At 71.1% G+C, this 12,379-nt stretch carries 13 protein-coding genes and 1 rRNA gene; 6 read left to right on the top strand and 8 right to left on the bottom strand.

Features of this window, described 5'->3' with window-relative positions; translation table 11 throughout:
* Positions 1-128 precede the first annotated feature (128 nt).
* Both rrf and ACFWV2_RS06405 read left to right on the top strand, forming a co-directional pair.
* A 5S ribosomal RNA gene (gene rrf, locus ACFWV2_RS06410) occupies positions 129-245 on the top strand.
* A gap of 157 nt (positions 246-402) precedes the next feature.
* Positions 403-987 (top strand): GNAT family N-acetyltransferase, encoded by a 585-nt coding sequence (locus ACFWV2_RS06405; protein WP_384402447.1) that lies wholly within the window; start codon positions 403-405, stop codon positions 985-987.
* Here the strand turns inward: ACFWV2_RS06405 and ACFWV2_RS06400 are convergent.
* The 6 genes from ACFWV2_RS06400 to ACFWV2_RS06375 form a co-directional block, all read right to left on the bottom strand.
* Positions 977-2,494, bottom strand: coding sequence for a type VI secretion protein (locus ACFWV2_RS06400; protein ID WP_384402444.1), 1,518 nt, complete (start codon positions 2,492-2,494; stop codon positions 977-979). The two genes, ACFWV2_RS06405 and ACFWV2_RS06400, sit on opposite strands and share 11 nt — an antisense overlap.
* Entirely contained in the window at positions 2,495-3,889 is a 1,395-nt protein-coding gene (locus ACFWV2_RS06395; protein WP_384402441.1) for an ATP-binding protein, read from the bottom strand.
* A 20-nt stretch (positions 3,890-3,909) separates the two neighbouring features.
* Entirely contained in the window at positions 3,910-5,463 is a 1,554-nt protein-coding gene (locus tag ACFWV2_RS06390; protein ID WP_384402438.1) for an SCO6880 family protein, read from the bottom strand.
* Positions 5,460-6,776: a hypothetical protein gene (locus tag ACFWV2_RS06385; RefSeq protein WP_384402434.1), complete on the bottom strand. Its 1,317-nt coding sequence runs from the start codon at positions 6,774-6,776 to the stop codon at positions 5,460-5,462. Before ACFWV2_RS06385 ends, ACFWV2_RS06390 begins: the two co-directional genes overlap by 4 nt.
* Positions 6,766-7,608 carry a hypothetical protein gene (locus ACFWV2_RS06380; protein ID WP_384402431.1) on the bottom strand — a complete coding sequence of 281 codons (843 nt, stop codon included), beginning with the start codon at positions 7,606-7,608 and terminating at the stop codon, positions 6,766-6,768. Before ACFWV2_RS06380 ends, ACFWV2_RS06385 begins: the two co-directional genes overlap by 11 nt.
* A 98-nt stretch (positions 7,609-7,706) precedes the next feature.
* Positions 7,707-8,015 (bottom strand): hypothetical protein, encoded by a 309-nt coding sequence (locus tag ACFWV2_RS06375; RefSeq protein WP_017242359.1) that lies wholly within the window; start codon positions 8,013-8,015, stop codon positions 7,707-7,709.
* A gap of 344 nt (positions 8,016-8,359) precedes the next feature.
* Between ACFWV2_RS06375 and ACFWV2_RS06370 the strand changes: the two genes are divergently transcribed.
* Positions 8,360-9,388: an NlpC/P60 family protein gene (locus tag ACFWV2_RS06370; RefSeq protein WP_384402428.1), complete on the top strand. Its 1,029-nt coding sequence runs from the start codon at positions 8,360-8,362 to the stop codon at positions 9,386-9,388.
* A 215-nt stretch (positions 9,389-9,603) separates the two neighbouring features.
* Entirely contained in the window at positions 9,604-10,326 is a 723-nt protein-coding gene (locus ACFWV2_RS06365) for a phosphatase PAP2 family protein (RefSeq protein WP_384402425.1), read from the top strand.
* A 90-nt stretch (positions 10,327-10,416) separates the two neighbouring features.
* On the opposite strand, the gene ACFWV2_RS06360 is transcribed toward ACFWV2_RS06365, so the two are convergent.
* Positions 10,417-10,581: a hypothetical protein gene (locus ACFWV2_RS06360; protein ID WP_360794133.1), complete on the bottom strand. Its 165-nt coding sequence runs from the start codon at positions 10,579-10,581 to the stop codon at positions 10,417-10,419.
* Between the two features lie 130 nt (positions 10,582-10,711).
* On the opposite strand from ACFWV2_RS06360, the gene ACFWV2_RS06355 reads away from it, so the two are divergent.
* On the top strand, positions 10,712-11,554 hold the full coding sequence (locus tag ACFWV2_RS06355) for a hypothetical protein (RefSeq protein ID WP_384402422.1): 843 nt from the start codon (positions 10,712-10,714) through the stop codon (positions 11,552-11,554).
* Positions 11,555-11,671: 117 nt separating this feature from the next.
* On the top strand, positions 11,672-11,857 hold the full coding sequence (locus ACFWV2_RS06350) for a hypothetical protein (protein WP_384402419.1): 186 nt from the start codon (positions 11,672-11,674) through the stop codon (positions 11,855-11,857).
* Positions 11,858-11,899: 42 nt separating this feature from the next.
* Here the strand turns inward: ACFWV2_RS06350 and ACFWV2_RS06345 are convergent, their stop codons facing one another.
* The gene (locus ACFWV2_RS06345) at positions 11,900-12,253 is read right to left on the bottom strand and encodes a metal-sensitive transcriptional regulator (RefSeq protein ID WP_384402416.1); all 354 of its coding nucleotides are present in this window, start codon (positions 12,251-12,253) and stop codon (positions 11,900-11,902) included.
* Between the last annotated feature and the right edge of the window lie 126 nt (positions 12,254-12,379).

The raw sequence follows: 12,379 nt of genomic DNA, 5'->3' as shown, positions 1-12,379 counted from the left end.
GAAGCCCAGTAATGGGTGGAGCTGACCGGTACTAATAGGCCGAGGGCTTGTCCTCAGTTGCTCGCGTCCACTGTGTTAGTTCTGAAGTAACGAACTGTGCCGTATCCGGTTGGTTAACTTCATAGAGTTTCGGTGGTCATAGCGTTAGGGAAACGCCCGGTTACATTCCGAACCCGGAAGCTAAGCCTTTCAGCGCCGATGGTACTGCAGGGGGGACCCTGTGGGAGAGTAGGACGCCGCCGAACAATCATTGTGGGAAAGCCCCGCACCTCATGGTGCGGGGCTTTTCTGCGTTCACAGGACTTTTGAGGCCCGGGTGGGGCCCCGGCGTGGGTGTCGTACCGGGGTGCGACGGGGGAAAACGCCTTGTCAGGGGTGGGGGACGTCGTCAGGATCGGCGGCATGGACTATGCGATTCGTGCCATCCGTGCCGACGAGTGGGAGAAGGCCCGTGAGATCCGGCTGACGGCGCTGCGGGACCCCCTCGCGCACCTCGCGTTCCTCGACACCTACGAGGCGGCGGTCGAGCGGCCGGACTCCTTCTGGCGGGAGCGGGCGGAGGGTGCGTCCGACGACGGGCCCGGCGGGATGCGCCAGTTCGTCGCCGAGGCGCCGGACGGGCGGTGGGCCGGCACGCTGACGGTGCTGGTGGAGCGGGCGGCCGCCGAGACGCTGCTGGGGGATGTGCCCGTGGTCGAGCAGACGCATGTCGTCGGGGTGTTCGTACGGGAGGAGGCGCGCGGCTCCGGGGTGATCGACGCGTTGTTCGAGGCGGCGGCGGAGTGGTCCTGGTCGCTGGTGGAGCCGCGGATCGAGCGGGCGCGGCTCTACGTGCATGCGGAGAACGTGCGGGCTCAGGCGGTGTACCGGCGACTCGGGTACGTGGCGACCGGCGTGCGGGTCGCGCCGCACGGGGGTGAGGACGCGTTCGAGTGGGAGCACGAACTGCTGCGGCCGGCTTCGGCCGCGGGTTCCGTCAGCGGCTGAGCGAGGTCTCCGGCCAGCGGGATCTGGCCTGTTCGGCCGAGCGCATCAAAGCCAGGGTCGGCATGCCCTGGTCGTGGCCGGTGGCGAGGAGCTGCGGGAGCTGGGGCAGCGGGGCCACGGCGGCGACGTCGTCGAGGACGAGCGTCAGTGGTGGGTCGAGCCGACCGTCGGATGACCGTGCGGCCATGCGGCGGCCGTGCTCGACCACGCTTGCGGCGAGCGCCGTCAGGAGCGGCATCGCGCCGGGGTGGGTGCGGGGATCCTCGATCGGTTCCCCCACCAGGTAGAGGCTGCCCCCTTCGGAGAGGAAAGATGCCAGTGCCAGTGAATCCGTTCGATTCGCTGTGCAGGCCTCGCGGATGTGGATCGAGGACAGCGAGGCGAGGGCACGGGCCGTCAGTTCCTGTGCCAGGCGGCGGCTTTCCGGGTGCGCGGTGAGTGCCGCTTCGAGGAGTCCCGCGTGGCCCGAGGCGGCCTTGGGGTGGCTGCGGAGGATCCGTACCGGTTCGTGGGCGCCGCCGCCCTGGGCCCAGCGGTGGACCTGGCGGAAGGGGCGGCCGTCGACGGCGGCGGCGTGCAGCCAGCAGCGCAGGAGCGTTTCCGCGGTGTCGGCGGTGGCTGCGTCGAGGCGGGAGTGCGGGCGTACGGGGGCGAGCAGGGCGACGGCCCGCTCGGCGGCCACGGCCGGGTCCTCGCAGTGCTCGGACGGTGACCAGTGGAGCCGGGCGGGGGTGTCGCAGAGGTGGCCGGGGTCGTGGACGAGGACCGGGCCGAGCTTGCCGCGCGCGTCCTTGGTGGCGGACCAGACGGCGGGGTCGGAGGTGACGACCAGGACGGGGCCCTCGGCGTCCTGGATCGCCTGGACGGCGGCGGGGTGGCGCGCGTCGGGGGGGCCGTAGAGGGTGCGGGTCGGCGCCGGTGCGGGGACCGGGGCGGGGGCGGCGGTGGGGGCGGGGATGGTGGGGGGTGCGGCCGCCGGAGGTACGACGGGGGTGCTGGGTGCGGCTGGGATCGGTGGGGCCGCCGGTGCGGGTACGACCGGGGCGGGTGCTGCTGCCGGCGGGGGTTCGGTCGGTGCGGCGGGTGCCGGAGGTGCGGTCGTGGCCGGTTCCTGGCGGGCCGGAGTGGTGGGGAGGTGACCGTACGCCCCCGTCTTCCGGTTCGCCCTGACCGCTCGCCAGCGAGCCAGCGTGCCGAGTGCGAAGACCGCGAGGACAAGCAGGATCATCGCCTCGCCGATCAGCAGCCCCCAGAAGAGGCCGTACCCCGAGAGCTGGGCCGCCGGGGTGGTGGGCCAGGCCGCCGGGAGGTCGGTCGGGGCCGTCACCAGGGAGCGCAGGGCGGACGGCGTGCCCGTGAGGGTGATGCCGTCCGGCCAGGCGCCGTGGGAGAGGAGGGCGGCCAGGCCGGTCGCCGTCCACACCAGGACCGTGAGACAGAGGAGGAGGCCGAACAGGCTGAGCAGCAGCCCGTCGGAGACTCCCCCTCCCTTGTGTGCCGGCTGCATCTACGCCACCGTCGACTGGGACGTGCCGTTCAGCTGCTGTTCGACGAGGATCGCCCGCTGTTCCGTCTCCCACTCCAGTTCCGGGTCGACGGCCGAGGACTCGGTCATGGCGCGGTCCGTGTAGACCAGTGGGCGTTCCTTCTCGGTGATGAGGTGTTTGACCACCTGCACGTTGCCGTTGACGTCCCAGACCGCGATGCCGGGGGTGAGGGTCGGGATGATCTCGACGGCCCAGCGGGGCAGGCCGAGGACCCGGCCCGTGTTGCGTGCCTCGTCGGCCTTCTGGGCGTAGATGGTCCGGGTGGAGGCCATCTTGAGGATCGCCGCGGCTTCCTTGGCGGCGGCTCCGTCGACGACGTCGGAGAGGTGGTGGACGACGGCGACGAAGGACAGGCCGAGGCGGCGGCCGAACTTGAGCAGCCGTTGGAACAGCTGCGCCACGAACGGGCTGTTGATGATGTGCCAGGCCTCCTCGACGAGGAAGATGCGCTTCTTCCGGTCGGGGCGGATCCAGGTGTGTTCCAGCCAGACGCCGACGATCGCCATGAGGATCGGCATGGCGATGGAGTTGCGGTCGATGTGGGAGAGGTCGAAGACGATCAGGGGGGCGTCGAGGTCGATGCCGACGGTCGTCGGGCCGTCGAACATGCCCCGCAGGTCGCCGTCGACGAGCCGGTCGAGGACGAGGGCGACGTCCAGGCCCCAGGCGCGTACATCGTCTATGTCGACGTTCATCGCCTCGGCCGAGCCGGCCTCCGGGTGGCGCAGGCGCTCGACGATGTCGGTGAGGATCGGCTGGCGGTCGGTGGTGTGCTCGGTGACGTGGGCGTGGGCGACCTTGAGCGCGAAGCCGGCGCGCTCGTCGAGGCCGTGGCCCATCGCCACCTCGATGATCGTACGGAGCAGGGCGAGCTGCCCGGTCGTGGTGATCGACGGGTCGAGCGGGTTGAGGCGGATCCCCGAGTCGTTGGCGACCATCGGGTCCAGGCGGATGGGGGTTATCCCCAGCTCCTGGGCGATGAGGTTCCATTCGCCGACGCCGTCCTCGCCCTGGGCGTCGAGGACGACGACCTGCCGGTCCCGGAAGCGGAGCTGGCGGAGCACGTACGTCTTCTCCAGGGCCGACTTGCCGTTGCCGGACTCGCCGAGGACCAGCCAGTGCGGGGCGGGGAGCTGCTGCCCGTACAGCTGGAAGGGGTCGTAGATGTACCCCTTGCCGCTGTAGACCTCGCGGCCGATGATGACGCCGGAGTCGCCGAGGCCGGGGGCGGCGGTCGGCAGGTAGACGGCCTGGGCCTGCCCGGTGGAGGTGCGGACGGGCAGACGGGTCGTCTCCACCTTCCCGAAGAGGAAGGAGGTGAAGGCTTCGGTGAGGACGGACAGCGGATCTCGCATGGCTCTGTGCCCCTTCGGCCCTAGCGGCGGATGCCGGTCGCGAACGGCAGGGTGTTCACGAAGGCCCGGTGGTGCTCGCGGTCGCACCACTCCAACTTCAGATAGGACTTGCCGGCGGAGGCCCTGATCGTGCGCTTGTCCCTGGCCAGGGCCTCGGGGGAACGCGACGACACCGTGATGTACCCGACGAGGTTCACTCCGGCGGCTCCGCTGGCGAGATCCTCACCCCGCTGGTCGAGCCGGCCGTGGGCGGCGATGTCGCGCGGGTCGACCGTGCGGTTCATCTTCGCGGCGCGGCTGGCGTCCGCCTCGTCGTTGGTCTTCTCGGTGAGCATCCGCTCGATGGCGACCTCGGTGGGTTCCAGGTCCATGGTCACGGCGACCGTACGGATGACGTCGGGGGTGTGGACGAGGAGAGGGGCGAGGAAGTTGACGCCGACGGGGGTCATCGGCCACTCCTTCACCCAGGCCGTGGCGTGGCACCAGGGGGCGCGGGTGGAGGACTCCCGGGTCTTGGCCTGGAGGTACGTCGGTTCCCTCGCGTCGAGTTCGGCCGGCCAGGCGTTCCGTTTCGTCATGGCCTGGATGTGGTCGATGGGGTGGTCCGGGTCGTACATGGAGTGCACGAGGGAGGCGAGCCGGGACTGGCCGAGGGGCTGGCGGACGCGGATGTCGGCCTCGGCGAGACGGGCGCAGATGTCGGTGAGCTCGCGGGCCATGACGACGGCGAGGCCCGCGTCCCGGTCGAGCTTGCGGGCGCCGGAGGTGTGCTTGGCGGCGTGGGCCATGGCGTTGGCCTCGGCGGCGAGTTCGCGCGTGTAGTGCATGCAGGCGACGAGGTAGGCGCGGTGCTGCTCGCTGGAGGTGGAGACCATCGACTGGAGCTGGTCGTACGACTCCATGAGCCACGCGGGCGCGTGCGGGTCGCCGCGCTGGCCGACGTCCTTGGCGTGGGCGTCGGGGTCGGCGGGGAGGGTACGGGCCAGCATCTGGAGGCGGGTGACGAAGCCGTCGCCGTTGGCCACGTGCTTCAGGAGGGTGCCGAAGCGGTCGACCAGGGCCTCCTGGTCCTCGCTGTCGCGCAGGCCGACGCCGGGGCCCTCGATCTCGATGGCGGCGGTGACCGTACGGCGGTCGGCGTGCAGGAGGACGGCGATCTCGTCGGGGCCGAAGGGGGCGGCGAGCCAGCCGACGCGGCCGATGCCGGGCGGCGGGCCGACCTCGACCTCGCGGCCGTCGAGGCGGGTGCCGGCCTCGGTGACGACGGAACGGTAGGCCGTGCCGCGCTTGAGCATCCGCTTGTAGCTGCGGTTGATCTCGAACCACTTGTAGAAGGTGCGGTGCCTGTACGGGAGGTACACGGCGGCGATCGCGAGCATCGGCAGGCCGGCGAGGAGCGCGATCCGCAGGGGGAGGAGGGGGACGAGGAGTCCGCTCATCATGCCGAGGAACGCGCCGACGATGATCAGGGCGATCTCGCCGGTCTCGCGGTTCTTGCCGACGATCGCGTTCGGCCGGGCACGGCCGACGAGATACGTACGGCGGGGCGCGACCGGCTGGGACTGGGTCGTCAACGCCCTGCACCTCCAGAGTTCTTGCGGTTGCTGTGCGGGGTGCCCGCGGTGGGGCTGCCGCTACGGGGCGGGGGCGGGGGGGTCGCGCCGCCTCCGCTGCCGCCGCGGCTGCTGTGGGCGGCCATGCCGCCGGAGACCGGGTTGGCGGGGCGAGGGCCGGAGCCTTGGGAGGACTGGCCGCCGTCGCCGCGGGAGCTGTGTGTCTTGATGCCCTGGGAGACGAGGGAGGCGGGGGAGGAGATGACGGCGGCGGCCGCGTTCTCGCCGGCGCGGTGGAGGCGGTTGTTGCGGGAGGCGGCGATCTCGTCGCCGAACCCGGGGACGAAGCGGTAGATCATCGCGGAGGCGAAGATGGCGAGCAGGATGATCGCGAGGCCGGAGACGACGGCGGAGAACGAGTCGGGGCCGGTGCCGGAGGAGAGGGCGCCCGCCAGGCCCAGGACGATCACGATGACCGGCTTGACCAGGATGATCGCGATCATGATGCCGGCCCAGCGGCGGACGTGGCCCCACATGTTCTTGTCGACGAGCCCGGAGTAGACGACGACGCCGAGGAGGGCGCCGACGTACAGCATGACGGCGCGGAGGAACAGCTCCAGGTACAGGACGCCCGCGGCGAGGACCGTCACCAGGGACACGATGATCAGCATGATGGGGCCGCCACCGATGCTGTCGCCCTTCTGCAGGGCCTCCTTGAAGCTGCCGAAGAAGATGTCGGTCTGCCGGCCGGTGCCGGAGGCGATGACCTCGGTGACGGCGTCGGTGGCGTTGACGACGGTGTAGAGGATCAGGGGCGTGAAGGCGGAGGCGAGGACCGTCAGCCAGAGGAAACCGATGGCTTCGGAGAGCGCGGTGGTGAGGGGGACGCCGCGGATGGCGCGCTTGGCGACGGCGAGGAGCCAGAGGAGGAGGGTGAGGAAGGTGGAGGCGGCGAAGACGATCGCGTACCGGCCGAGGAACTCCATGTTCGTGAAGTCGACGTCGGCGGTCTCCTTGACGGCCTTGGAGAGGTAGTCGATGGTGGCGACGGCGGCGTCGGCGCATCCGCGGGAGAGGGCGGCGAGGGGGTCCAGGGCGGTGGTGGGGTCGTCGAGCGGAGCCCGGCCGGCTCCACCGTCGGTGCCGGGGCGGCCGTTGGTGCAGTAGTCCCGTGCGGGGCCGCGAATCAGGTCGCAGGGGTCGTTACTTGCACTCGGGCTGGGAGTGGGCGTGGGCGCGGCGAAGGCGCGGTCGGCGACGAGCACGACGGCCACCTGCGCAAGGCCGAGCGCTGCGGCGATCCTGGTGCCGCGCGGGGGACGCTTACCGGGCATAGGTGAAGCCTCCGAACTGACCGACCGCGTCGCTCATCTCCTCCGCCGTGGAGGCTCGCTGGTCGCTGCCGACGGGTACCGGGCCGTCCTTCTGCCTGAAGTCGGTGACCTTCCAGTCGCCGTCGACCCACTGCAGTTCGTACGAGTTGGTGTACCAGGCCTCCGAAACGGGGTTCTTGGAACCTTCGCCGGCCATGCCGAACAGGGACGAGTACCAGACCGACACGGTGGCCCTGTCGTCCGTGTAGCTGTCGACCCGCGTGCCGACCGGGATGACGCGGGAGATGAAGGACACGCCCTGCGGCGCGGTGCCGTCCTCACGCAGACCGATCCGGCTGAGGAAGCCCTTGTCGCTGTACACCTGGTCGAGATCGCCCTGGCGTGCGGCGGCGACGGCGGGGGCGTAGACGGTGCGGACGATCTCGTTCCGGGTCGAGGTTGTGAACATCTCCGCCGAGCCCAGTGCCACCGCGTAGTTCGACGCCGCGCTCTGTGCGCCCTGTTCGTCGTGGGCGTAGCCCGTCGGGATCGCGCCGTTCTTTCCCGTCACCGGTCTGACGCCCGTCGCCGCCGTGGGGTCGGCCGCTGTCGCGCCCTTGCGGGGTGAGTCGCCCGTCGGGTCCGTCGGGGTGCCGCCGCCCCTGTTGGCGAAGGCGATGGCCGCGAGGAGGAGGACCACCACGCCGACGACCGTGATGAGGGAGCGGGAGCTGCGGACGGGGCGGCGGGCGCCGCCGTAGACGTCGCCGCTGTTGCCTTCGGGCAGGCGGGTCCGGGTCTGGCCCGAGCCGCCCACGCCGCCGAAGCTGTCGTGCTCGTCACCGGGACTCATGCCGGTTACGCCCCCTCACTGGTTCGCGGTACGGGCAGTGCTGCAACGTGACTGGACATCAGGGAAAGCAATCTCGGGGTACGGGGTCCGACGGGAGGTCAGACGGCCATCCCGTACACGATGGTGAACAGCGTTCCCAGTGATCCGATGATGAAGACGCCGGTCAGACCGGCCACGATCAGACCCTTGCCCTGTTCCGCGCTGAACGTGTCGCGAAGGGCGGTCGCTCCGATGCGCTGCTTGGCCGCGCCCCAGATGGCGATGCCGAGGCACAGCAGGATGGCCACGGCCATCACGACCTCGATCATGATCTTGGCTTCGGCGCCCAGGCTGCCGAAAGGCCCCCAGTTCGGGGCGATTCCACCGATGATGGTGGTGATGTCGCCCTTCTCTGCCGCCAGGTACATGTAACTCACCGCCCCTGTTGGGTAGTTAGTTGCCCCTGCCGGACGGCATGGGTCATCACCCTATCTTCGCTGATGAAACCGCCCGCGTGTGACGGCTTGACGGCTCTCTTTACCCGATCCCCGCACACTTGACCGATCTGACCGTCTTGACCTGCGGTGGTGTGGCCGGTTTCCCTGCAAAGAAGCGTATGGTCACTCTGTGTATCACGGAGAGTGACTCCGGGCAATGATTGTCGTTGTTGCACTCTTGGGGCCGCGTCGAGCCGGTGACGCCCCCACGGGGGTCGCCGCCGCCTAGACTGGTCGGCGGGGACGTACTGCCATGGGCCGAGGGGTGGTTGACGGTGCGTAGGGCTGGCAAGGCGTGGCTGGTGGCCGGGGGCGCTCTCGGGGTCTGCCTCGGCTTCGTCGCCCTGCTCGTGGTCGGCACGTTCTCCGCCGCGGCCGGTCTGGCCGGCGGGGCCGGGGGCTCCAAGAACGGCACCGTGGCCTTGGCCAAGGGTTCGGTTCCCGCGCTCTACCAGGGACTTGTGCAGCGGTGGGGGAACCTCTGCCCGGCGATCAACCCGGCGCTGCTCGCCGCCCAGCTGTACCAGGAGAGCGGGTGGAACCCGCGGGCCGTGTCCCCGGCCGACGCCCGGGGCATCGCCCAGTTCATCCCGGGCACCTGGGCCGGTCACGGCGTCGACGGCGACGGGGACGGGGACCGGGACATCTGGGACCCCGCGGACGCGATTCCCTCGGCCGCCTCGTACGACTGCGAACTCGCCGGCTACGTGAGGAACGTGCCCGGCGACCCGACGAACAACATGCTGGCCGCGTACAACGCGGGCGCGTACCGGGTGATCAAGCACAGCGGCATCCCGCCGTTCACCGAGACGCGGAACTATGTGCGCATCATCCGGTCCCTGGAGAAGAGCTTCGCCCGGCCGCAGGGCCGCGTCGAGCCGTCCCGGCAGGCGGCGGGCGCGATCCACTACGCGCAGCAGAAGCTCGGCACCCCGTATCTCTGGGGCGGTACGGGCACGGCGGCGCAGAATGGCCGGTTCGACTGCTCCGGGCTGACGCAGGCCGCGTACGAGAGCGTCGGCATCGACCTGCCGCGCGTGGCCAACGACCAGTACAACGCGGGGCCGCATCCGAGCAGGGACGAGCTGCTCCCGGGCGACCTCGTCTTCTTCTCCGACGACCTGACCAACTCCCGGGCCATCCGGCACGTCGGCATCTACGTCGGCGGGGGGTACATGATCGACGCGCCGCGCACCGGGGCGGTGATCCGCTTCGACCGGATCGACACCCCGGACTACTTCGGCGCGACCCGGGTCACCGCGGAGGGCGCGGCGGCGCTGCCCACCCATCTCCCGGGGGTCTGACCGGACCAGACGGACCGTCGGGTCGTACCGGACATGGCTGGAACTCTCCGTCATGCGCGGGCCCTGAGCTGCGGTGCGTCGTCACTCTTCGATAACGTCATCATGATCCACCGGAGAGAGCGGAACGTGCGCCTCAGGCGGTTCGTTCCCCGATCCGACCGCTCATGACCACGGGGGTTGGAAACACCAGACACGAGAGCAAGGGGCCGCAGCAGATGGCTGTACGCGCATCGGACGGTTCGAACCCCGATGTCAGCCTGCTCTACGACATCAACGGGCTGGCCAAGGCCGCCCCGCCGTGGTTCGACCGCGTCATGGAGTTCGTCGGCGAGTACGGGATCATGCTCGCGATGGCCCTCGTCTGCCTGTGGTGCTGGTGGAGCGTCCGCCGCCGCGGCACCCTCGCCGACTCCGTCTCGGCCCTCGCCGGGCTCGTCTGGGCCCCGCTGGCCGCCGGCGTCGCCCTCCTGGTGAACATCCCCATCCGGGGCTTCGTCGAGCGCCCCCGCCCGTTCAAGGACCACCAGGGGCTCGACGTCCTCGTCCAGGGGAAGACCGACTTCTCCTTCGTCAGCGACCACGCGACGCTGGCAATGGCCCTCGCCGTCGGGGTCTTCGTCGCCCACCGCAGGTTCGGGTTCGCCGCGCTCGGCCTCGCGCTCGCCGAGGGCTTCGCACGGGTCTACATGGGCGTCCACTACCCGACCGACGTCATCGGCGGCTTCGCCCTCGGTACGGCGGCGGCGCTGCTCCTCGCCCCGCTCGCCCTGGCCCTGCTCACCCCGGTGGTCTCCGCGGTCGCCCGCTCGGGCGTCGGCGCCCGGCTCGTCCGCTCCCGCCGGGCCGAGGGGCCGCGGCGCCCCGAGGCGGTCGGCGTCCCCGAGTCCCGGGTCGACGGCCCGGCCACCGAATCCGGCCGGAACGACCTCGCGGCCTGAAACCGGGCGCAAGCCCCCGGACCGTCCCTGGGCCTGTCCGAAAGGATCCGCATGGCTCGCGGGCGGACGGTGCTGCTTCCCCGACCGTCCCTACGCCTCGGTGGCGGCTGTCGTACGGACGTGGTCCGCCGCGTCCGTACGGGCGCGGTCCCGGGACCGGCGAGCCGGGCCCGTCCAGCCGCAGCTGCACCGTGCCAGCGCGAACGAGCCGCGCTCCGTCGTCGTGGCGGTGTGGGGAGTGGCCTGCGCGTGCACACCACCACGGTACTGCGCGTGACGGCACGCGCCGACCGTCGTTATGCGGATCGGGTGCCCCGGGCCCGCAGGTGCCGGGGAAGGGCGGGACCCGGGCGGACAGCGGTGAGGCGTTGGGGGTTGGCAGGCGATGGTGGCGCAGCGGTACGGACGTCCCGACGGTCGCGCGAGCGGGGCGCTCGCCGTCACCGCCGTCCTGGTCGGCTCCCTTCTCACGACCGCGGGGGCCACGGGATGCGCGGCCTCAGGGGACCCGAAGCCCGGGGTCGATCCGGCGCTCGCCGTACGGAGCGCCGCCGACGTGCTGACGAAGGCCGGCACCGCGAAGGCGAGCACCTCCCTGGAGATGGCCACGGGCGGGACCCGGGTCACCATCAGGGGCGAGGGCGGATACGACTTCCGGCGCCGCACCGGTCGGCTCCAGGTGGTGCTGCCGAAGGACCCGGCGGGAAGGGGCGGGCACCAGCCGATCACCGAACTCCTCACCCCCGGCACCCTCCACATGAAGAACAGGGGCGCCGGGGTGCCCGCCGACAAGTGGGTCCGGGTCGACACCACCACCCTCGACGACGGCAACCTCGTCACGGGCGGGGCCACCGACCCCGGTGCCGCGGCGGAGCTGCTCCGGGGCGCCCTGAAGGTCACGTACCTCGGCGAGATCGAGCTTGCAGGGGTGAAAGTCAGCCACTACCGGGGCGTCGCCGACCTGGCGCGGGCCGCCCGGGCCGCCTCGCCGCAGCTGCGCGGGGCGCTCGGCGCGGCGGCGAAGGGGTTCGTCACGGACGCGGTGCCCTTCGACGCGTACCTCGACGGGGAGGGGCGGTTGCGGAAGGTCCGCCACCAGTTCGGCTTCAGCAACCAGGGGCGGACGGTCGCGGTCGCGTCGACGACCCTGCTGTACGGCTTCGGTGTCCGCGTGGAGGTGAAGCTGCCGGACCGGCGGGACATCTACGCCGGGAAGATCAAGGCCTGACCGGGCCCGGTGCCGGGCGGACCATCGGCAAATGGTCCGGACGTGTCATGCGCGGTCCGTCGTGCCGTCCCTACTCTGGGAGACCGCTGGGAGACCGTCGCCGGCAGGAAGAGGTGGATGCGTGTGGCCCCGCCCGGTACAGCAACCGTGCCCGCAGACCCGGACTGCGTCGCCCTCGCCGAGATCGAACTCTGCGGCGAACTGATCATCGCCGCCTCGACCGCCGACGGGGAGCGGCTCAGCGCCGACCGGATCGACGAGGTGCTGCGGGTGGCGGCGGAGCGGGCCGTGGAGGCCCACTGACGGGACGGCCCGGCTCCCCCCCTCCGTACGGCGGGCGTGGCGTCAGGTGCGGAGCATGCGGGCGATGGCCTTCGTGGCCTCCTCGACCTTGGCGTCGATGCCCTCGCCGGTCGCCGCCGCGTCGGCGACGCAGTGCCGCAGGTGCTCCTCCAGGAGCTGGAGCGCGAAGGACTGGAGCGCCTTCGTGGAGGCGGAGACCTGCGTGAGTATGTCGATGCAGTAGACGTCCTCGTCGACCATCCGCTGGAGGCCGCGGATCTGGCCCTCGATCCGGCGGAGCCGCTTGAGGTGCTCGTCCTTCTGCTTGTGGTAGCCGTGCACGCCGCGCTCGTGGTCGGCCGGCCCGACGGCCCCGACGGCCTCGGGGGTGACCTGGTCCGTCTCGGTGGTCGTCATCGCGTCCTCCCGTTGTCCATTAAGGGGGTATATACCCCTCGTGGGTATATGGTACCGATCCCCGCCGGTCCGGGCGGGGGTCCGTGCAGTTCACTGTGCCTGATGGGCGACACTGAGAGGACGCCG

Origin of the sequence: Streptomyces sp. NPDC058671, from assembly GCF_042716475.1 — a bacterium.
GTDB lineage: Bacteria > Actinomycetota > Actinomycetes > Streptomycetales > Streptomycetaceae > Streptomyces.
Note: the sequence above shows the minus strand (reverse complement) of the source record. Positions and strands in the feature narration are given on the sequence as shown.